This window comes from Jiella sp. M17.18, assembly GCF_041027365.1.
In the GTDB taxonomy this organism is placed as follows: Bacteria; Pseudomonadota; Alphaproteobacteria; order Rhizobiales; family Rhizobiaceae; genus VKMB-3413.
In genome coordinates this window covers 362,133-382,471 of record NZ_JBFTEH010000002.1, presented here as the reverse complement: position 1 = coordinate 382,471, position 20,339 = coordinate 362,133, and the positions used below count along the sequence as shown (strand labels likewise).

Below are 20,339 nucleotides of genomic sequence, written 5' to 3'. Positions count from 1 at the left end.
ACCGGCCGCGACGCGGCGCGGTGGCCGCCGGATCCGTCCGTCGTCCGGGCGATGGGGCGTCGCAAAGGTCTCGCGACGAGGCATCATCTGGCGCTCCCTGCGTTCGATCGTCCTCCCAGCCCGACATCAATCGTTTCTAAACCTTAACCAATCCTCAACTCGACACGCCATGTCACGGAAACGCCTGAGGAATTGCCGGCTGTTGCGATGCAGCATCCAACTGACGTGGCGGCGCGACAGCAGGGCGCACCGCGTCGCGGCGTCGCCGTTCCCGCAGAAGGAGTGTCAGAGGAGGTGGCCGGCCTCGGGCGAGGTCCAGCCGTTCGGCAGGTCCGGATTGCGCGCATAGCCGGGGCCGACGGTCAGCGGCGCCGGCGGCAGCACCGCCTGCGACAGGTCGGACGTCACGGTGAAGGTCCTGGAAAAAAGCACAGCGCCGTCGCCGTTCTGGATCAGCCGCACCGTGACGCGATACGGCTTGTTCTTATCGATGCCCTGCAGGCTCGGCGAGCGCAGCCCGTAGCGCGTCGTGCGCGGCCCGAGCGTCGTTGCGACATGGAAGGGCGGGCCGCCGGCGGGATCCTCGAAGTCGGCCTCGATGGTCGAGAAGTTCCGCACCGGCTTTTCCACCTCGGCGGTGAAGCCGTAATAGGCGTCCGAGACCCGGTAGTTGAAGATGAAGCTGGCGCCGGCGATCCGGAGATAAGGCTTATCGGCCACTCTCTCACGCATGGCGAAGCCGATCGCGAACAGCACCACTGCCAGGCCGCAGAGACCGAGCGCGAGATTGCGGAAGGTGAAGACGCTGCGCCTTTTGCCGGGCATGGTCGCGAACCTTCAAGCGCGATGAAGTGACCCTTGGGAAGAATAGTCCATTCCGGCTTCGGCGCGAAGTCGAAAATGATCCTGCGGGATCAGGGCATGGCGATCAGGGGCGGCGCCGGCGCTTCGAGGCGCAGTTCCGCGCGCCGCGAACATTCGAGCAAGGCCAGACCCATCGCCACCACCTGCCGCTTGAAGGCGGGGCTGTCGGCCCAGGGCGGCTCCTCCAGAATGGCCGTTCGACCACGCCGGCGACGGCGCGGCTGAAGACATAGGCTTCGAGCGGCGTCATCCGCACGTCCTCGCACCGCTCGGCGATCGCCTGCGTCGTGATCTCGGCCAGCCTGTCCATGGTCTGGCGCAACATCGCCCCGACGTCGCTGGCGATCATGTTGACCAGAAGGTAGCGCCGCAGCCGGGCGCGGCGGTCGAAGATGTCCATGGCGATCTCGACGATGATCTCCACCACCTGCCCGGCGCTCACGACCCGCGGATCGGCGAGGGCCGCGCCTGACGGCCGCCGGATCGGCGATCGTCGTCCAGGACGACCTCGAGGACTCCTATCAGATGCTGGACGAGCAGAACTGCGTGAGGATGAAAGCCGGGCTCGGCGACGCCAAGCCCTGACGCGCGTCGACCGGGGCCATGCAGGACCATCGGCCGCCAGAGAGCGACAGCCGACCTCGGGCGCCGGTGTGGGAGGAGGCCGTTCCAGAATCCGGACGGACAGGCCGATCCCGGCTCAGTCGAAGAGGCTGGAGACCGATTCTTCCGACGCCGTGCGGGCGATCGCCTCGCCGAGGAGGTTGGCGGTCGTCACCACGCGGATGTTCGGGGCGGCGGCGATCGCCTTGGTCGGCTGGATCGAGTCGGTGATCACCAGTTCCTTCAGGCTCGAGGCGGCGATGCGCGAGACCGCGCCGCCCGAGAGGACGCCGTGGGTGATATAGGCCGAGGCGCTGTTTGCGCCCGCCTTCACCAGAGCGTCGGCGGCGTTGCAGAGCGTGCCGCCGGAATCGATGATGTCGTCGATCAGGATGCAGTTGCGGCCGGTGACGTCGCCGATGATGTTCATCACCTCCGATTCGCCCGGCCGGTCGCGGCGCTTGTCGACGATGGCGAGCGGCGCGTCGAGCCGCTTGGCGAGCGCGCGGGCGCGCACCACGCCGCCGACATCCGGCGAGACCACCATCAGGTTCGACAGGTCCTGATGTTCCTTGATGTCGCGGGCGATCAGCGGCACGGCGAAGAGGTTGTCGGTAGGGATGTCGAAGAAGCCCTGGATCTGCCCGGCGTGGAGGTCCAGCGTCATCACGCGGTTGGCGCCGGCCTCGGTGATGAGGTTGGCGACGAGCTTGGCCGAGATCGGCGTGCGCCCGCCCGCCTTCCGGTCCTGCCGCGCATAGCCGAAATAGGGCAGGACGGCCGTGATGCGCCGCGCCGAGGCGCGCCGCATGGCGTCGATCATGATCAGCAGTTCCATCAGGTGATCGTTCGCCGGATAGGAGGTCGACTGGACGATGAAGACGTCCTCGCCGCGCACGTTCTCCTGGATTTCCACGAAGATTTCCTGGTCAGCGAAGCGCCGGACCATCGCCTGGCCGAGCGGCAGGTCGAGATATCCGCCGATCGCTTCCGCGAGCTGGCGATTGGAGTTGCCGCTGAATAGCTTCATGTCGTTTCGTCGAGCCGGCGATTTTCCCGAGGGGGTGTCGTGCCGCAAGCCGTTGTCCTTCCGGAAAAGCCGTGACGGGGGCGATCGATCGCTCGGCTCAATATCATCGTCCGGCGAAACTTCAACCCGCCGCTTCCGCCCGACGAACGAATCCGCTCGACGCGTGCCCGCGCGGCACCGCCGTCAGCCGTTCGCCGCCTCGAGCCCGGCAGCTTCCAGGCCGGCAGCTTCCTGCAGGGTCTTGCGGGCAACGTCCCGAAGCGTTTCGGCGGTGACCAGCGACCATGGGTCGCTCGCCGTCCCCTTCAGATGCTCCTGGCCCTGGATGCGGTGAACGCGCTTGTCGCTCGGATCGAGCACGTCCCAGACATAGTTCAGCGTGGTGGACCCGCCGTCGTCGTAGGCGGCGAAATAGCCTTTCAGCCGCACGTTCGACTTCGGCCCCGCCGCGGGGCGAATCTGGACGCCGGCGGCGGCCGATTCCTGCGACAGCGCACGGGCGAGGAGTTCCGCCTGGCGCTCGGGTGTTCCGACGATCGGCAGGAACTGCACCTCGTAGGGCTTGGCCGTGGAGGCAAGTCGCGTCGACGCGGCCGCGGGAGCCGATCGCAGCGGCGGCTCCGTTGCGGCGGCGAGACGCGGCGACGGCTTGGAGGCCGCGGGCAGCAGGAGCGGGGATTGCGACTGTTCCTGGGCCTGATCCCGAACCTCGGCCGCTTCGGGCTCGGCCTGCGCCGGTGGAAGGGATTCCTGACGGGCCATGCTGCGGACGGGCTGCGATCGAACCGGCTCGCGCCGATGGCGCGGCTGCCGGGGCGGCGGCAGCGCGGCGGCATGCGAGGACGGCGCCGGTTCTGCGGCGACCGGCTCCTCCTCGCCGGCGCTCGATGCCGGGGCGAGGAGCGGCCCCGCCGTGACGGCGTCGGCGACCTCGACGCGCTGTCGCCGGGGCGTGGAGCGAGCCCGGTAGCTCGGGGCCGGCGCGGGCAGCGAGTTGGACGCCGTCATCGGCGCGCCGACCGTGGTGGTCGAGGCGACGGACTGGATGTCGGCCGGCGGAATCGGGCCGTTCGGGCCCATGCCGATGGTGATGTCCGAGCCGGTGCAGCCGGACAGGACGGCGCCGAGGCCGACGAGAAGAACAGGCACGCATCTGGCGGCACGGACGGGCACGGACGGCCTCCCTGGAGGGGACTTCGGGCGATCGCTTCGCAGCGATGCTCGGTGGCCGATCGCAAAATTTCGTTAAAATCCGCCGATAATGCCGGAGTATTTTCCAGCGCCGGCCTCAGACGACCGGAAGTTCGAGCGAGAGCTTCGACAACGGCTCCGGCGCCCCCTCGGTCGTCAGGTAAGTCCGCCCGAGCGTCATCGCGGTCTCGCTCTCGGAATCCATGATGATCATGTGAGCGAACAGTGTCATCGAGGGCACGATCATCTCGGCGTTGCCGGCGTGGAACATCGGCAGGTCCATCCAGGACGGCGCGTAACGTGCGCCCAGCGAATAGCCGCAGGCGGCCAGCCGATGGCGCGACAGGTCGTGCGCCTCCATCACGCTCGCATGCGCGTCGAAGACGTCGCCGAAGCTGTTGCCGGGCCGCATCGCCGTCTCGACCGCCGACAGCGCCTCCCCCGCCGCCGCGTAGAGCTCGCGATGGCGCGTCGTCGGGGCGCCGACGATGACGGTACGCATCAGCGCCGCATGATACTGCGCCTTCACGCCGGCCCATTCGAGGGTCAGTTGGTCCTGCGGGTCGAGCGTGCGGCGGCCGGACTTGTAGCGGCAGAGGAGAGCGTCGCGGCCCGAGCCGATGATGAAGGGGTTGCCGGGATAGTCGCCGCCCTCCTTCAGGATGTGGCCTTGCATGGCGGCAAGGATCGCGCCCTCGTCGGCGCCCGGGCGGATCAGCGGCAGCGCCGCCTCGAAAGCCCCGTCGGCCAGCCGTGCGGCCTCGCGCGCCATCTCCACCTCGGCCGCGCTCTTGACCGCGCGCAGCATCGGGACCAGCGAGGACGCGTCCTTCAGGGCGGCGAAGGACCCGAGGCGCTCCTGGATCTGCAGCCCGACGGAACCCGTCATCCCGTGCGTCAGCCACTCGACCCCGATGCGGGCGCCGAGGAGATCCATCTCGTTCAGCATGTCGCGCAGTTCGAGGACGGGATCGGCGGCGCCGCGGTCGCGCCAGATCTTGATCTCGTCGAGGATCGAGGTGTGCCGCGCCTGGCGAAGGTCGGCCGAGCGGGTGAGAAGCCGCATCGTGCCGTCGGCTTTGACGACGAGGCACTGGAAGAAGCAGAAGCCGAAGCTGTCGTAGCCCGTCAGCCAGTACATCGATTCCTGCGCGAAGACGAGCAGGGCGTCGAGCTTCTTCTCGGCCATCTCGGCGATCAGCCGGTCGCGCCTTGCGTCGTATTCGTCCCGCGGGAAATGCAGCATCGCTCAGCTCCGCAAGGCGATCGCCGCGAGCTGGCGGCCATAGTCCGGCTCGCCCCGATGGGTGGTGCGGCGGAACGAGAAGAAGGTCTCCGGCTCGCCATAGGTGCAGCGGCCGACGAAAGCGGCGGCAACGCCGGCAGAGCGAAGCCGTGAGACGATGAAGCCCGGCAGGTCGAACTGCCGCTTGTCCAACGCGGCGCCCGGCGCGAAGAACCGCTCTCGGTCCGGATCGCCGGCGAGGAACTCGCGCATCATCTCGACCCCGACCTCGTAGTTCGGCTGGGTGATCGTCGGGCCGAGGACGGCGGCGATCGTCTCGCGCCGGGCGCCCGCCTCTTCCATCGCCGCGATCGTCGCTTCGAGCACGCCGCCAAGCGCCCCGCGCCAGCCGGCATGCGCCGCCCCGACGACCCCGTTCTCGGCATCGGCGAACAGCACCGGCCCGCAATCGGCCGTGACGACCCCGACGGCGAGCCCCGGCGTCCGCGTCACCACCGCGTCGACCTTCGGCCGTTCTCCCGAGAAGGGGGCGTCGACCACCACCGCCTCGGCGGAATGGACCTGCCAAGGCGTGGCGAGATCGGTGACGGCCAAGCCGAGAGTGGCGAGGGCGCGGGCGCGGTTTTCGGCGACGTCGTCCGGCGCGTCCTTCGACCCGACCCCGACGTTCAGCCCTTCATAGATGCCGCCGGAAACGCCGCCGCGCCTCGTGAAGAAGGCGTGGGACAGCCGCGCGTCGTCGAGGCTTTCGGCCCGGACGACATCGGCGTCGGCGAGTGCGCCGTCGTGGTGAGTCGCGTCCATGTGGAGGATGGTGGTTGAGGGTCCGGGCGAAGTCAATCAGCCGGCCACGGAGGCCAAAGCGGCTGTGCTTCCGGAGATCCGGACCTGCCGCTACGGCGAAAAGGGCGGCAGCGCGAGGGCCTTGGAGGCGCAGGCGATCACCTTGAACAGCCGGCCCATCTCGGTCTCGCCGGTGCCGGCGAGTCGGGCGACGGCGGCGCGGATCGCGTCCCGTCCCGCTTCGTCCAAGGGCGCGCCGAGCGCGCCGGCCCGCTCCAGCAGGCCGAGGGCCAGGAGGAAGTCGCCCTGCCCGGCGACGGGCGAGACGGCGAGGCCTGCGGCGGCGAAGTGTTTGCCGATGCGCTCGAAATCGACATGGCTCGTCAGGTCGCATTCCCCCGGCCGGTCCAGCGGATCGGCGAACGCATGCTCGTGGACTGCCTGCAGCGTGTCTCCGTAGCCTGTGGCGGCATGGCCGTAGTCGATGAACAGGGCGGCTCCGCCATCGGTGGCGATCCGCACGGCGATCGCCTCGGCCAGCGCTTCCCGCTCGGGCGAAAGTTCCAGAACGGCGCCGGCAATCGGCGGGTGCGGCAGGTGCTCGATCGTCTCCGGCAGCCCGCCGGGCGAGCCGCAGAGGACGAATTCGAAGCGGCCGCTGTCCGACACGCCGACGCAGCGCTCGCGCCAGGCGACGCCGTCGAAGACGAACTGGCGGACGGCGAGCGCGTCGAAGAGTTCGTTGGCGACGACGATCAGCGGCCGTCCCGCCTCGATCTCCGCCAGCCGCCGCACACGCCTGATCGGCAGGTCGAAGCGCTCGAGCCGCGTCGCCTGCAGCGCCGCAAGCCGCTCGCTGGTCTCGACCAGCCGGATGTCCGCCGCCGCGAGGCAGGCGGGCGCGACGCGCCGGAGCGTGCGCAGGATATCCGCCATCAGCGTGCCGCGGCCGGGGCCGATCTCGGCGAGGACGAAGCGCGGCGGGCTGCCGAGCCCGTGCCAGGCGGCGGCGATCCAGGCGCCGATCAGTTCGCCGAAGATCTGGCTGATTTCCGGCGCGGTGACGAAGTCGCCGCCTGCGCCGAACGGATCGTGGGCCCGGTAGTAGCCGTGCGTCCGGTCGAACAGCGCGGTGTTCCAGAAGCGGTCGAGCCGCATCGGCCCGTCCGCGCGGATCCGCTCCGCGATCGTCCGGGCGAGCGGGGTCACGAGCGGACGGAGTCTCTCTTGTGCGCCGCGGCGTCATCCTTCGTCTCCGCCGGCACGGCCGCCGCGGGCAGGGCCTTCGGCTCGTAGACCCGGCGCTTCGCGGTCGCCATGGCCCAGATGCCGACGAGCAGCATCGGGAAGGACAGGACCATGCCCATCGTCACCCAGCCGCCATAGAGATAGCCGAGCTGGACGTCCGGCATGCGGAAGAACTCGGCGAAGATGCGGGCGCAGCCATAGAAAAAGATGAACAGGCCGGCGGTGAAGCGCGGCCGCTTGAACATCTTGAAGCCGTGCGTCGCGATCCGCAGGATGATCCAGAGGACGATGCCCTCCAGCGCCGCTTCGTAGAGCTGGCTCGGATGGCGCGGAAGCGGCCCGGCGTCGGGGAAGACCATCGCCCAGGGCACGTTGGAGGGCGCGCCCCAGAGCTCGCCGTTGATGAAATTGGCGATCCGCCCGAAGAACAGGCCGAAGGGGACCGCGGCCGCCACGACGTCGATCAGGCTCCAGAACGGCACGTTCCGGACGCGGCAGAACAACAGCATGGCGATGGTGACGCCGATCAGCCCGCCATGGAAGGACATCCCGCCCTCCCAGACGTAGAAGACGGCGAGCGGGTTCGCCTCGTAGCGCGGGAAGTCGTAGAAGAACACCGAGCCGAGCCGGCCGCCGAGCACGATGCCGAGCGTGATGTAGAGGATGAAATCGTCGATCTCGAGCTTGGTGATCGGCGAGACGCCGTTCGGCCAGAGCCTGCGGTTGCCGACGAGGTAGCGCGCATAGAGCCAGCCGCACAGGATGCCGGCGACATAGGCGAGGCCGTACCAGCGCAGCTGCACGAAGCCGAGGTCGAGGAAGACCGGGTCGATCTGCGGATAGGTGAGCAGGCCGAGTGTCTGGAGTGAAAGCATGGAACCGCCTTGAACCGGGTTGCGCCTCGGCGTCTTGATCGGGCGCCCCTCTGAAAGCGGCGCGACATTGGCCTTATGGCCCGGAAGGGTCAAGCTATTGCGACAGGCGCGGCCATCCGTGGCGCGTGGTGCCGGGCTGCGGCGATGCCGGCCCTGCACCATTGTCATTTCGCCCGGCGCTCTCTACCTCACCTGCCAACGGCCATAGCGGAGAACCCCATGCCCAACCGAGCCCCCAACCGCATGCTCGACGAGTTCGCGCGAATGATGACGGACGCCGCGGGCGCTGCGCAGGGCGTGCGCCGCGAAATGGAGACCGTGTTCCGCGCCCAGGGCGAGCGGCTGCTCAACTCCATGGACCTCGTCCAGCGCGAGGAATTCGAGGCGGTGCGCGAGATGGCGATGAAGGCGCGCATGGAGAACGAGGCGCTGAAGAAGCGCATGTCGGACCTCGAGGCGCGCATGGGCGGCAGCGGCCCGGAAGCTTCCTGAGCACTTATCCACAAGGCGTCAACAGCTTTTGCTGCGGCTTCCGCGTCTCGCGCGGCGAGCCGAAACAGCTTTCGCGAGAGTCGCTTAAGGGCGCCTCGCGGATAGCGGTGAAACGCATCCCCGCGTTCTCAACATGAAAAAAGGGTTAACGCCCTTAGCGTGAAGACTCCCCGTCTGTATGCTGATTTTCAAGGGTGATTCGTCGGCGGCGGCGAGGGTTGCCCTGCCGGGAGACCGTCGCGGCGGACGGTGTCCCGGTTTCAATCGGCAACGGGGATCTGCATGATACTGGAAGAATTTTCTGCGCTGCGGCAATCGCATCCGGTCGACGTGATCGAGTGGGTGGCGGCGTCGCGCGAATGGGCTTTCGAGCGCTCCTGCGAGGACGAGATCGCGGTGGCCGTGGCCGGCGTCTGGGCCGACTATTCCGTCTCCTTCTCCTGGCTCGACGAGATCGAGGCGCTGCACATCGGCTGCGCCTTCGACCTGAAGGTGCCGGCGCACCGGCGCGCGGAAGTGCTGGCGCTGCTTGCGGAGATCAACGGCAAGCTGGTCGTCGGCCATTTCGACCTGTGGGAGAAGGAGGGGGCGGTCATGTTCCGGCACGCGCTGCTGCTCTCCGGCGGCGTCGAGGCGACGAGCCCGCAGGCGGAACGGATGCTGGTGACGGCGCTGGAGAACTGCGAGCGCTTCTACCAGGCCTTCCAGTTCGTCATCTGGGCGGACAAGACGGCCGACGATGCGCTCGCCTGCACGCTGTTCGAGACGGTGGGCGAGGCCTGACGATGGCACAGAGCGGCGAGACGATCCTGCTTCTCGGCGGCGGCAACATGGGAACCGCGCTGCTCGGCGGCTGGCTGGAGGCCGGCCTTCAGCCGGACAAGGTGCTGGTCGTCGATCCGAAAGTGGGCGAGGCGCTGCAGCCGCTTCTCGAAAAGGGTGTGCGGCACGCCGCGTCCGTGCCGGCGGGCGCGACGTTCGACGTCGCGTTGCTGGCGGTGAAGCCGCAGATGATGGACGCTGCGCTTCCCGCGCTCAAAGCCGCGCTCGAAGCCGGCAGCCTGGCGATCTCGATCGCCGCCGGCACGACGGTCGCCGCGATCGAGCGCCATCTCGGCGAACGGCCGGTGGTGCGCGCGATGCCGAACACGCCGGCGCTGATTTCCCGCGGCATCACCGGCGCCTATGCCAATGCGCGCGTCGATGCGGCCGGCCGGGCGACGGCGGACCGGCTGCTGTCGGCGAGCGGGCCGGTGGAGTGGGTGGACAGCGAGGCGCTGATCGACGCCGTCACCGGCGTCTCCGGCAGCGGCCCGGCCTATGTCTTCTATCTGGCGGAATGCCTCGCGAAGGCCGGCGAGGCCGTCGGCCTGCCCGCCGATCTCGCCATGCGCCTTGCGCGCCACACGGTGGCCGGCGCCGGCGAACTGATGATCCGGTCGGGCGACACGCCCGCGAAGCTCCGCCAGAACGTCACCTCGCCGAACGGCACGACGCAGGCGGCGCTCGACGTCCTGATGGCCGAGGATGCACTCGCGCCGCTCGTGGAGCGTGCGGTCAGGGCCGCGCGCGATCGGGCCGAGGAACTCGCCAAGGGGTAGGGAGCCTCGCACCGGCTTTGCCGTCGGCCGAAACCGCCGGCGACGGCGATGGACGGCGGAAAGGCTCTGGCAGACAGCCGCGGCGATCTGGAGCCGTCGCGGCCATGGATGCGTCGGCGACGAGAGAGGGGAAGAAGGCATGGCTGCGAGCAACGAGCGGGCGCCGGAGATCGGCTTCGACGACTTCATGAAGGTCGACATCCGCGTCGGCACCATCGTCGAGGCCGCGCCCTTTCCCGAGGCGCGCAAGCCGGCGATCAGGCTCCTCATCGACTTCGGCGAAGCGATCGGCCGCAAGAAGTCCTCGGCCCAGATCACGAAGCACTACAAGCCGGAGGACCTCGTCGGCCGGCAGGTGATCGCCGTCGTCAACTTCCCCCCGCGCCAGATCGGCCCGATGATGTCGGAGGTGCTGACGCTCGGCATCCCCGACGAAGCGGGCGAGGTCGTGCTGCTTGGGCCAGGGCAGGGCGTGCCGAACGGCGGGCGGATGTATTGAGGGGACGCGGCTTCGCTATTCCCGGCTTGTGGAGATCGGGGAGGGTTGACGCTTCGATGCGAGGAGTCCCGGAGCCCGTCAGCGTGGCTCCTGTCGCGGCGTCCGGCCCATGGTTCGCTTGAAGGCTTGCGTGAAGGCGCTTTGGGAGGTGTAGCCGACGTCTGCAGCCACGGTCGCCACGGGTTCGCCTGCGGCCAGCTTTCGCTGAGCGAGCAGCATTCTCCATCGCGTCAGGTAGTCGAGCGGTGGCCGTCCGACCTTTTGCGCAAAGCGCTGGCTGAGCGCCGAGCGAGACATGCCGACTTCACGCGCGAGGGCCGGCACAGTCCAACGGCGCGCGACGGCGCCGTGCATGAGCCTGATCGCTTCGCCGACCTTCGGATCGGCCAAGGCCGCGATCCAGCCGACACTCCCTACTGAGCCGGTTGCAACATAGGCGCGGATTGCCTCGACCACGAGAACGTCCGCAAGTCGCTCGGAGACCAGCGCACGACCGACCGCCCCGCAATCCATCTCCTCATGCAGCGCGCGAAGAATCCGGCCGACCGCCGCGGCACGCGGCGACTGTTGATCGATCCGCAAAAACCGAGGGAGCGCGTCGAGGACGAATGAATCCCCTCCCTTCGCAAAGCCGCTGCCCCCGCCGATCATGATGGTCTCGCATCCGCGGCCGAGGCGAACGGTGTCCTGGCCCGGCAGGGCGTAGAGCGCCATGCCATCCGAAGGTGCGAGGGTCGGATCGCTCGCCACGGCGTAGCGTGTGTCGCTGATGAGGACGACATCCCCCTCGGTGAGAGCCTCGGGCGGACGGTCCGGGAGCGTCAGCCAACACCGTCCCCGCACGACCGCCACGAATTTCAGCCGCGCCCGTCCGTCGAAGCTCAGCGCCCAAGCGCCTGACGCTTCAAGGCTGGTTCCGCGGACGCTTCTGGTTCCCAGAACGGCAAGGACATCGGAGAGGGGATCGTTCATGAAATCGGCTGATCGCGACAAAGGTTTGGCGGTTCGAATATGGATACGCCAGTTCTCCCATCATAGCGTCGGGAACCGTCAGACCTATGGGGAACCCGTCCATGACCATTCGAAATAAGATCGTCGCCATCACCGGAGCGGGACGAGGCATCGGGCGAGCAACCGCTCTTCATTTGGCTGCCCACGGAGCGCGTCTCGTCCTGGGTGCGAGAAGCGAGCCGGAACTCGTGGCCGTCGTGAACGAGATCGAGGCCGCAGGTGGTGAAGCGGTGTTCCGCGGAATGGACGTGTCGCGGCGCGCGGATCTCGAAGCCTTGGTCGCACTGGCCTGCGAGCGGCACGGGCGGCTGGACGTGATCGTCAACAATGCCGGCATCGGGCCGATCTCGCGCTTCGACGCGCTGCGGGTGGAGGACTGGGATGCGATGATCGACATCAACCTGCGCGGCGCACTCTACGGGATCGCCGCGGCGCTTCCCGTGTTCGAGCGCCAGCAGAAAGGCCATGTCGTGAACATCCTCTCGACGGCGGGAATCAAGATCGTCCCGACGATGGGCGTCTATGCCGCGACCAAGAATGCCCTTCGCACGGCCACCGAGGCATTGCGTCAGGAGGCAGGGCCGCACCTGCGGGTGACGGAGGTGTCGCCGGGCTTCATCGACACGAGCTTTGCCGACGCTTCCATCACCGATCCGGAGGTAAAGGCGGCGATCCAGAGGAGAAAGGATGAGCTCGCAATTCCTCCCGACGCGATCGCCCGTGCCATCGCCTTTGCCATCGAACAGCCTGACGACGTCGAGATCGGCAGCATTGTCGTGCGCCCAACCGCGCAGGATTAGGACCAGAGCCGCGCTGCACTCTGACTGGCCCAAGGTCCTTTGAAGCGTTCAGGGTCGCTAAGACCTAAACGTCCTGCTTCGATCAGATGATCATCATCCGGCGGCGGCCTCGGTTCCCGGAATCCGCGACGGGTTCGCTACGGGAGAACGTCCCTCACCCCGGCACTCGGATCAGCGCCCTCAATCCCCCCATCTTGCTCTCCGACAGCAGGATGTCGCCGCCATGCGCTCGCGCGATGTCGCGGGCGATGGCGAGCCCGAGCCCGGTGCCGCCGGCGTCGATGTTACGGGCGGGGTCGAGGCGGACGAAGGGCTTGAAGACGTCCTCGCGCTGTTCCGGTGCGATGCCGGGCCCGTCGTCCTCCACCGTCACCGTCAGCCAGCGGCCCTCGTGGTTGGCGACGACACGGATCTCGTCGCCGTGGCGCATGGCGTTGGCGACGAGGTTGGTGACCATGCGGCCGAAGGCGTCGGGGCGCACGGTGATGCGCGGGTCGCCGACGATGTCGGTGACGAGCGTCTTGCCCTTGATCTGTGCCTCGGCACGGAACTTCTTCAAGAGCGGCTCGAGGTCCAGCTCGCCGACGTCCTCCCCGGCCTCGCCCTTGGCGAAGGCGAGATAGCCCTCCAGCATGCGCTGCATCTCGTCGATGTCGGCGTTCAGCTCGTCCTGGTCCTCGCCTTCGGGCAGCAGCGCCAGCTGCAGGCGGAAGCGCGTCAGCACCGTGCGGAGGTCGTGGCTGACGCCGTTCAGCATCTGCGTGCGCTGCTCGATCTGCCGCTCGATGCGGTCGCGCATCTGGATGAAGGCCAGCGAGGCGCGCCGCACCTCCGAAGCGCCGCGCGGCCGAAAGTCGGGCGGCATCGGCTGCCCGCGTCCGAAGCCCTCGGCGGCCGCAGCGAGCGCCTGGATCGGGCGAATCTGGTTGCGCAGGAACAGGACGGCGATGATCAGGAGGACCAGCGATGTGCCGACCATCCAGAACAGGAATATCTGGGTGTTCGAAGCATAGGCCGAGTTGCGTGGCGCGAAGACCCGGAGGATGCCGTCGTCGAGCTGGATGCGGATCTCGACGATGCGGGAATTGCCGACGGTGTCGATCCAGAAGGGCCGGCCGATCCGGTCCTTGATCTCGTCGCTGAGGATTCCGTCGAGGATGTTGAAGAAGGGCTTCGGCGCGGGCGCGGGCAGGGGCGCCGGCGGCAGGAAGGCGACGTTGAGGTTCATCCGGTCGCGGGCGATCTGGATGATCTGTTTCAGCTCGGCATCGCTGCGCCGATCCTCGATGAGATCGGTCACCGCGGCGACGTCCTGGATCACCGCCTGCGACAGGCGCTGTGTCACCATCTGCCAGTGCCGCTCCATGAACACGACGGTAACGACGCATTGCAGAAGCACCATCGGCGCGATGATGATAATCAGCGAGCGCGGATAGAGTCCCTTCGGCATGAAGCGCTGGATGATCCGCGGGATCGGGCGCAGCGGCCCGCGCCAGATGTCGAGCTTCGGCAGCTTCCACCGGCGCATCCTCCGCGGCAGACGCGTCGCGAGCTGTCGCAGCCGGCGCGAGCGGGCGGGAGCCTCCCTGATGATGCGCTCGATCGAGGTCAACCGCCGTCCTTTGCCGTCAGTCGATGTTGAGGCGGTAGCCGATGCCGCGCACCGTCTGCAGCCACAGAGGATTGGCCGGGTCGCTCTCGATCTTGCGCCTGAGGCGGTTGATCTGGACGTCGACCGTTCGCTCGCCCACCTCGTTCTCGTCGCCGAGGAGGTCGAGCCGCTGGATCGTCTCGCCGGGGTTCGCCGCGAACTGGCTCATGATCTCCTGCTCGCGCTCGGTCAGCCGGATCAGCTCCGCGCCGCGCTTCAGCTCGCGCTTGGAGAGCGAGAAGGTGAATGGGCCGAAGCGGACATGCTCCAGCTTCTGCACCGGCTGCGGCGCACCGCGCCTCAGGATGTTGTTGATCCGTAAGAGCAGCTCGCGCGGGTCGAAGGGCTTGGCGAGATAGTCGTCGGCGCCGGCCTCCAGCCCCTCGATCCGGTGCTCGGTCTCCGAGCGCGCGGTCAGCATCAGGACCGGCGCGTCGCGGCTCTGGCGCAGCGAGCGCACGAGCTCGATGCCGCTCTCGCCCGGCATCATCACGTCGACGACCCACAGGTCGAAGTCGAGCCCGCCGAGGATGCGCCGCGCCTCCTGCGCGTCGGCCGCGACCGAGACGCGGAAGCGCTTCTCGACGAGGAAGCGCGACAGGAGCGAGCGGATGCGCCGGTCGTCGTCGACGATCAGGATGTGCGGCGCGTCGTCCTCCAGGGCTTGCGGCGCCGCCGGGGCGGCCGAGGCGACATCGGTCATGTCCGGTCTTTCCAATTGATGTCCTTCCTGGCGAACCACTCCTGCGCCGCCCGCCGGTCGGCCGCCATCCGGCCGAGGAAGGCGCCGACCTCGGTGACGTCCAGCGCCGGCGCCATCTGCAGCGCGGCGTCGATCCGCCGGACCTGGGCGCGCGAGAGTTCCAGCGTCAGATCGCGGCCCTTCTGTGTCGGGTAGAGCCGGCGCTGGCGGCGGTCCTCGTCGCCCGGCATCTGCGCGATGAAGCCGTCGTCGATCAGCTGGCGCAACACCCGCGACAGCGACTGCTTGGTGATCTCGAGCAGATCGAGGAGGCCGGCGATCGTCATGCCGGGGTCGCGGTTGACGAAGTGCAGGATCCGGTGGTGCGCGCGGCCGAAGCCGTAGGCGGCGAGGATCTCGTCGGCGTCGCCGGTGAACTCGCGATAGGCGAAGAAGAACAGCTCGATGATGCGGAAATCGACGGGGCCGAGGGTCGGCAGCGGCTCGCGGACGATGTCGGCGAGGGCGCCGTCGGGAAGATCGTCGGAAATGGGGGCGGCATCCATAAAATAGGTCAGCACCATTGACGTAATTGGCTTCTATTGTTACACCGCAGTCCGGAAGCTGGAAACAGCCATGCGCTGCCTCCCCTTTCGACGCGATGGAGACGACCGGCGGGCTGCCTTCGATGCAGGGAACCGCCGGCTGCCATGCCATGGCATATAACCATCATAGGGAGAACGCCCGGACGGCGTTGCGGACAATCATGAGTGCGGTTCCATTCGATCAGCTCGACGGCGAAATCTGGATCAACGGCGCCTTCGTGCCGTGGAAGGACGCCAAGATCCACGTGCTCACGCACGGCCTGCATTATGCCAGCGCCGTGTTCGAGGGCGAGCGGGCCTATGGCGGCGAAGTGTTCAAGCTGCGCGAGCACACCGACCGGCTGATCGAGTCCGGCCGCATCCTCGGCTTCAAGGTGCCCTACAGCGCCGACGAGATCGACGCGGCGACGAAGGAGCTCCTGCAGCGCCAGGGTTTCTCCGACGCCTATGTCCGCCCGATCGCGTTCCGCGGCTCGGAGATGATGGGCGTCTCGGCGCAGAACAACCGGATCAACGTCGCGATCGCCATCTGGCAGTGGCCGAGCTATTTCGACCCGGCGCAGAAGATGAAGGGCATCCGGCTGGATCTCGCGGAATACCGCCGGCCGGACCCGAAGACCGCGCCGTCGAAGTCCAAGGCCGCCGGCCTCTACATGATCTGCACCATCTCCAAGCACGCCGCCGAGGCCAAGGGCTATGCCGACGCGCTGATGCTGGACTGGCGCGGCCAGGTGGCCGAGGCGACCGGCGCCAACGTCTTCTTCGTCAAGGACGGAGCGCTCCACACGCCGAAGGCGGACTGCTTCCTCGACGGGATCACGCGGCGCACGGTGATCGATCTCGCCAAGCGCCGGGGTATCGAGGTGGTCGAGCGGGCGATCATGCCGGAGGAGCTTTCGGGCTTCTCCGAGTGCTTCCTCACCGGCACGGCGGCGGAAGTGACGCCGGTCTCGGAGATCGCCGACTGGCGCTTCACGCCGGGCGAGATCTCCAAGCGCCTCGTCGAGGACTATGCCGCCGAGGTCCAGCCGAAGCGGATGGCGGCGGAGTGAGCGGCCGGCTTCCGGCCTGATCCAGGCGGGCGTCGTCCGAGAGGGCGGCGCCGCTTTCGTCTGCGCTCAATGCAGCGTGCGCGGCACCGTCTTCGGCGGCACACCCTCGTCCACCACCTTCTGCCGGTGGAAGATGAACAGGCCGGCGACGACGATGATGCCGGCGCCCAGGAGCACCTGCGGCGTCGGCGAGTTGCCGAAGAAGGCGAGGCCGAACACCGCCGCCCACAGGAGCAGCGTGTATTGCAGCGGCGCCAGCGTCGAGGCGGGCGCGAGCTTCAGCGAACGCGTGATCATCATGTGCGCGGTGCAGGAGACGACGCCGAGGAGCAGCAGCGCGCCGAGTTCCAGCGGCGCGGGCGTCGTCCAGCTCGTCACCGTGAAGGCGGCGCCGGCGAGAAGCGCTGCCAGCGTCTGCCACCCGACCAGCGTCACGTCGCTCGTTCGGCGCAGCACCCGCGCGAGCACCAGCGTCATGGCGAAGGCGAGGCTGCCGACGAGCGCGTAGAGCGAGGGCAGCGATAGCGAGGCCGCCGAGGGGCGCAGCGCCACGACGACCCCGGCAAAGCCGAGCAGGATCGCGAGCCAGCGCCGCCAGCCGACCTTTTCGCCGAGGAAGAGATGGCCGATCGCCGCGACGTATATCGGCCCGGCCATGTAGAAGGTCATGACGTCGGCGAGCGGCATGTGTGCGACCGCCGCGTAGAACAGGCCGGTGTCCGCCGTCGCGCAGGCCGCGCGAAGGATCTGCAGGCCCGGGCGCTCGGGCGAGAAGAGCTTCGCCTTGCCCTGGCGCAGGAGGAGGGGGCCGAGGACGAGAAAGGCGCCGAGGGAGCGAACGAGCAGCACCTCGCCGACCGAGAAGCTTTCCACCAGCCATTTGCCCATGGCGTCGTTCAGCGCGAACATGAAGTCGCCGACGAGCATGATGGCGACGCCGAGCGCCACGGGGCCGAGAAGGGGGAGGGCGGGAGCGAGACGCGCGGCCATCGGGCAACCTGGACTCTTCGCAGGGCGGCACCGAAGGGGACGAGCGCGCGGCGCGGCCGGCACTTCACCCTCTCGAACGACGTCCATGCATGCGGGAACGAGCGCGCGCATTCCCGCGCAGGCAACATCCGCTTTACGAGCCTTGGCGAGCGCCGGCAACGGAATTCGCGGGCTCGCCCGGTCGCCGCCGGACCCTTCTGCAAAGGGGGCTGCGGCCGAATGGTTCGGCGGGTACGGTTCGCCCCCTCGGCAGGCGGGACGTCAGTCGCTAGAAGGGCCGCGAGCCCTCTCATCCGCGAGCCGAAAGCGACAGCCATGATCCCTTGGGAACATCTCGACACCGCGACGGTCCCGCGCGGCGGCGAACTGAAGCTGATGCGGCGCGGCAGCGAATATTCGATCATGCTCGGCCAGATCGAGCTGATGAACAGCCGCCTGTCCGGCTCGGAGGAGGCACTGGCGCGACTGTCCTGGGAGCGCGTCGCGGGGCGCAGGGCGCCGCGCATCCTGATCGGCGGCCTCGGCATGGGCTTCACCCTGCGGGCGATGCTTGCGGCCGCCTCGCCGGGCGCCGAGATCGTCGTCGCGGAACTGGTGCCGGCCGTGGCCGCCTGGGCGCGCGGGCCGATGGCAGAGCTGTTCGGCGGCTGCCTCGACGATCGCCGGGTGCGGGTGGTGGAGACGGACGTCGGAGACCTCTTCGCCCGCGAGGAGGCCGGCTTCGACGCGATCCTGCTCGATGTCGACAACGGTCCGGAAGGGCTGACCCGGGCGGAGAACGACGCGCTCTACGATTTCGCCGGTCTCGGCCGGGCAAAGCTCGCGCTGAAGCCCGGCGGCGTCCTCGCCGTCTGGTCGCAGGGACCCGACGACGCCTTCGCCGCGCGCCTGCGCCGGGTCGGTTTCGCCGTCGAGGAGGCGCGGGTGAAGGCGCATCGCGGCAAGCGCGGGGCGCGGCATGTGATCTGGCTGGCGGTGCGATAGCAGCGCCGATCTGCCCCAGGGGAAGATTCTGCGGCTCTCGGAGTTGACATGAAGCGCGCCCCATATGACGTTACGTCATGCAGCTTCCGGTTGGGCCGCACCCGCGGTGCCATCACCCGGACACCGGAGGAAATTCATGCCATATGCGATCAAAGCGTCAGACCTTGCCGACTTCCAGTGCCAGCTGATCGGAACCTGGGAAAATTGCGACGAACTCGTCTTTCAAGACGGGGACAAGACGCTGCCGCTGTCTTACAACGTGATGCCGCTGCCGCAAAAGCCAGCTCCCACAGGCCGGACCATGCCGTCGGGCAGCATCTACGGCGGTTTCATTCTGAAGAACTTTTCCTTCAACGAGACGATCCGCTTCAACGGCAGCAACCAGAAGGACAGCGAGCCGCCGCGCCATTACGATCCTGAGGCGCTGGCAATAGCCGCTTCGGCACCAAACCGCGGCGGCACCTATACGCAAAGCTCGCACGTGGTCTTCTACGATCAACAGGTGCGGTTCGCAGAAGGCCCCGACGCCGGCAAGGTCGTCCATGTCGAGAACGGTGCCTGGCTGCATCTCGGCAGCGTCCGCCAGCTCGACGGGCCGTATGCACTCGGCAGCCAGGAGATCGCCGACGGCCGCGTCCTGCCGCAGCCGGCTTTCCTCACGATCGCGAAGCAGATCTCGGTCCCGCACGGCAATTCGGTGCTGGCGCTGGGAAAGGTCGACCTGTTCGGGAGTGGCTCTTCCTGCTTCATCGACAACGATCCGCCCTCAATCATTCCTGGACGGCCGATCATTCCTGATGCCGATTTGCCCTTTCCGGCGCCGGCCGACATCGTCACCGCGCCCTGCTTCAATCCGTTCTCGGCTCCGCTCGGAGCTCAGACCGACTTCGAAAATCCGAACATCGGCTACACGAAGAATCCAAACCGGCCGCTGCAGCAGGCCTTGGACATCATCAAGCCAACACATCACTATCACTGGCGGGTGACCACCGACCCGATCTTCGCCGGAACGGATGATCCGCTGTTCGGCGGTCGCGGCATCGTCACCAACATCCCGTTCGAGAAGCGGAAGTCTGAAGTCATCGGCTACACGGCGGATTACTGGCTGATGTCGAACGACGGAGGATGCAACTTCGACTATCTCGCCTACAACCAGCTCATCTTCCTGCAGCTCGAGATATTCGTGCCCGACGACTGCAGCCCGTGCGGCGGCAAGTTCGAAAAGCGGATTTTCCCGCATGTCACGGCGAACACGGTGAAGCGCGTCTCGGGTACGCCCGACGAAGCGCGGCACACGGTGCCCGGAAAAGCCCATAAGGCGATGCGGGCGCCCGCGGAAGAAGCGCCGCGCGACGAGGGCGACGCCAATCAGAGCGCCGGGTCGTAACCGCCTTTCGGCACTATCGCCGGGGGCGACAAGCGTCGGCCGAGCGCCTAAGTCTGGTCCAGGACCTTCCCGTCCCGGACCAGCGAGCGCCTGCCTTGACCCTTCTCAACGCCCAGATCGTCCCCGTCACCCTGTTCGAGCAGAACTGCTGCATCCTCTATGACCGCGAGGCGAAGCGCGGGGTGGTGGTGGATCCCGGCGGAGATGTCGACCGGATCATGGCTGCGATCGACAGAGCCGGCGTCACCATCGAGGCGATCTGGCTGACCCATGGCCATCTCGACCATGCCGGTGGCGCGATGGAGCTGAAGTCGCGTCTCGGCGTCGACATCGTCGGCCCGCACCGGGACGACGCGGTGTTGCTCGCCTCAATCGAGGACCAGGCGAAGATGTTCGGCGCCGGGCCCGGCATGACCAACTGCACGCCGGACCGGTATCTCGCGGAGGGCGAGACAGTCGGTTTCGCGGGCCACGTCTTCGAGGTGCTGCACACGCCCGGCCACGCGCCGGGCCATGTCGTCTTCTTCCACCGGCAGGCGCGCTTCCTGCATGCCGGCGACGTGCTGTTCGCTGGCTCGATCGGCCGGACCGACCTGCCGGGCGGCGATCACGCGACGCTGATCGCCTCGATCAAGGAGAAGGTGCTGCCGCTCGGCGACGACGTCGGCTTTCTCTGCGGCCACGGCCCGGGAGGCCGGCTCGGCGAGGAACGCCGGACAAACCCCTTCCTGGTCTGACCGTCGCT

The 20,339-nt window shown here is 68.0% G+C and carries 22 protein-coding genes; 9 read left to right on the top strand and 13 right to left on the bottom strand.

The features are described from left to right. Positions 1-285: 285 nt before the first annotated feature. The 8 genes from AB5S17_RS05245 to lgt form a co-directional block, all read right to left on the bottom strand. A complete protein-coding gene (locus AB5S17_RS05245) occupies positions 286-825 on the bottom strand; it encodes a hypothetical protein (protein WP_369236878.1) in 540 nt (179 codons plus the stop codon). A 103-nt stretch (positions 826-928) separates the two neighbouring features. Beyond that, positions 929-1,288 (bottom strand): hypothetical protein, encoded by a 360-nt coding sequence (locus AB5S17_RS05240; protein WP_369236876.1) that lies wholly within the window; start codon positions 1,286-1,288, stop codon positions 929-931. A gap of 276 nt (positions 1,289-1,564) precedes the next feature. Further along, positions 1,565-2,497, bottom strand: coding sequence for a ribose-phosphate pyrophosphokinase (locus AB5S17_RS05235; protein ID WP_369236874.1), 933 nt, complete (start codon positions 2,495-2,497; stop codon positions 1,565-1,567). Positions 2,498-2,680: 183 nt separating this feature from the next. Then, entirely contained in the window at positions 2,681-3,670 is a 990-nt protein-coding gene (locus AB5S17_RS05230) for a hypothetical protein (protein ID WP_369236872.1), read from the bottom strand. A 115-nt stretch (positions 3,671-3,785) separates the two neighbouring features. Next, positions 3,786-4,934, bottom strand: coding sequence for a M24 family metallopeptidase (locus AB5S17_RS05225; protein WP_369236870.1), 1,149 nt, complete (start codon positions 4,932-4,934; stop codon positions 3,786-3,788). Positions 4,935-4,937: 3 nt separating this feature from the next. Continuing rightward, positions 4,938-5,738, bottom strand: a complete 801-nt coding sequence (gene pgeF / locus AB5S17_RS05220) for a peptidoglycan editing factor PgeF (RefSeq protein WP_369236868.1) — start codon at positions 5,736-5,738, stop codon at positions 4,938-4,940. A gap of 90 nt (positions 5,739-5,828) precedes the next feature. Beyond that, positions 5,829-6,926 carry a class I SAM-dependent methyltransferase gene (locus tag AB5S17_RS05215; protein WP_369236866.1) on the bottom strand — a complete coding sequence of 366 codons (1,098 nt, stop codon included), beginning with the start codon at positions 6,924-6,926 and terminating at the stop codon, positions 5,829-5,831. Beyond that, entirely contained in the window at positions 6,923-7,840 is a 918-nt protein-coding gene (gene lgt / locus AB5S17_RS05210) for a prolipoprotein diacylglyceryl transferase (protein ID WP_369236864.1), read from the bottom strand. Before lgt ends, AB5S17_RS05215 begins: the two co-directional genes overlap by 4 nt. Before the next feature lie 219 nt (positions 7,841-8,059). Between lgt and AB5S17_RS05205 the strand changes: the two genes are divergently transcribed. The 4 genes from AB5S17_RS05205 to AB5S17_RS05190 all read left to right on the top strand — a co-directional run bounded on the left by AB5S17_RS05205 (position 8,060) and on the right by AB5S17_RS05190 (position 10,432). Then, positions 8,060-8,332 (top strand): accessory factor UbiK family protein, encoded by a 273-nt coding sequence (locus AB5S17_RS05205; RefSeq protein WP_369236862.1) that lies wholly within the window; start codon positions 8,060-8,062, stop codon positions 8,330-8,332. Between the two features lie 282 nt (positions 8,333-8,614). Next, positions 8,615-9,115, top strand: a complete 501-nt coding sequence (locus AB5S17_RS05200; protein WP_369236860.1) for a YbjN domain-containing protein — start codon at positions 8,615-8,617, stop codon at positions 9,113-9,115. Continuing rightward, positions 9,112-9,933, top strand: coding sequence for a pyrroline-5-carboxylate reductase (proC, locus tag AB5S17_RS05195; RefSeq protein ID WP_369237397.1), 822 nt, complete (start codon positions 9,112-9,114; stop codon positions 9,931-9,933). Before AB5S17_RS05200 ends, proC begins: the two co-directional genes overlap by 4 nt. Before the next feature lie 139 nt (positions 9,934-10,072). Further along, positions 10,073-10,432 (top strand): tRNA-binding protein, encoded by a 360-nt coding sequence (locus tag AB5S17_RS05190; RefSeq protein WP_369236858.1) that lies wholly within the window; start codon positions 10,073-10,075, stop codon positions 10,430-10,432. Between the two features lie 78 nt (positions 10,433-10,510). Here the strand turns inward: AB5S17_RS05190 and AB5S17_RS05185 are convergent, their stop codons facing one another. Continuing rightward, positions 10,511-11,404: an AraC family transcriptional regulator gene (locus AB5S17_RS05185; protein ID WP_369236856.1), complete on the bottom strand. Its 894-nt coding sequence runs from the start codon at positions 11,402-11,404 to the stop codon at positions 10,511-10,513. Positions 11,405-11,505: 101 nt separating this feature from the next. Here AB5S17_RS05185 and AB5S17_RS05180 point away from each other — a divergent pair, with 101 nt between their 5' ends. After that, positions 11,506-12,243 (top strand): SDR family oxidoreductase, encoded by a 738-nt coding sequence (locus AB5S17_RS05180; protein ID WP_369236854.1) that lies wholly within the window; start codon positions 11,506-11,508, stop codon positions 12,241-12,243. Positions 12,244-12,397: 154 nt separating this feature from the next. Here AB5S17_RS05180 and AB5S17_RS05175 read toward each other — a convergent pair whose 3' ends face one another. From AB5S17_RS05175 to AB5S17_RS05165, 3 genes are all read right to left on the bottom strand, one after another. Next, positions 12,398-13,771 (bottom strand): ATP-binding protein, encoded by a 1,374-nt coding sequence (locus AB5S17_RS05175; protein WP_369237395.1) that lies wholly within the window; start codon positions 13,769-13,771, stop codon positions 12,398-12,400. A 100-nt stretch (positions 13,772-13,871) separates the two neighbouring features. Continuing rightward, positions 13,872-14,597 carry a response regulator gene (locus AB5S17_RS05170; RefSeq protein WP_369236852.1) on the bottom strand — a complete coding sequence of 242 codons (726 nt, stop codon included), beginning with the start codon at positions 14,595-14,597 and terminating at the stop codon, positions 13,872-13,874. After that, positions 14,594-15,160: a MarR family winged helix-turn-helix transcriptional regulator gene (locus AB5S17_RS05165; RefSeq protein ID WP_369236850.1), complete on the bottom strand. Its 567-nt coding sequence runs from the start codon at positions 15,158-15,160 to the stop codon at positions 14,594-14,596. Before AB5S17_RS05165 ends, AB5S17_RS05170 begins: the two co-directional genes overlap by 4 nt. A gap of 182 nt (positions 15,161-15,342) precedes the next feature. Between AB5S17_RS05165 and AB5S17_RS05160 the strand changes: the two genes are divergently transcribed. Next, positions 15,343-16,233 (top strand): branched-chain amino acid aminotransferase, encoded by an 891-nt coding sequence (locus tag AB5S17_RS05160; RefSeq protein WP_369236847.1) that lies wholly within the window; start codon positions 15,343-15,345, stop codon positions 16,231-16,233. A gap of 66 nt (positions 16,234-16,299) precedes the next feature. On the opposite strand, the gene AB5S17_RS05155 is transcribed toward AB5S17_RS05160, so the two are convergent. Further along, a complete protein-coding gene (locus AB5S17_RS05155) occupies positions 16,300-17,223 on the bottom strand; it encodes a DMT family transporter (protein WP_369236845.1) in 924 nt (307 codons plus the stop codon). 315 nt (positions 17,224-17,538) lie between these two features. Between AB5S17_RS05155 and AB5S17_RS05150 the strand changes: the two genes are divergently transcribed. From AB5S17_RS05150 to AB5S17_RS05140, 3 genes are all read left to right on the top strand, one after another. Next, positions 17,539-18,207, top strand: coding sequence for a spermidine synthase (locus AB5S17_RS05150; RefSeq protein WP_369236843.1), 669 nt, complete (start codon positions 17,539-17,541; stop codon positions 18,205-18,207). A 64-nt stretch (positions 18,208-18,271) separates the two neighbouring features. Then, positions 18,272-19,594, top strand: coding sequence for a hypothetical protein (locus AB5S17_RS05145; RefSeq protein WP_369236841.1), 1,323 nt, complete (start codon positions 18,272-18,274; stop codon positions 19,592-19,594). 95 nt (positions 19,595-19,689) lie between these two features. After that, positions 19,690-20,331, top strand: a complete 642-nt coding sequence (locus AB5S17_RS05140) for an MBL fold metallo-hydrolase (RefSeq protein ID WP_369236839.1) — start codon at positions 19,690-19,692, stop codon at positions 20,329-20,331. The last annotated feature ends 8 nt before the right edge of the window (positions 20,332-20,339 follow it).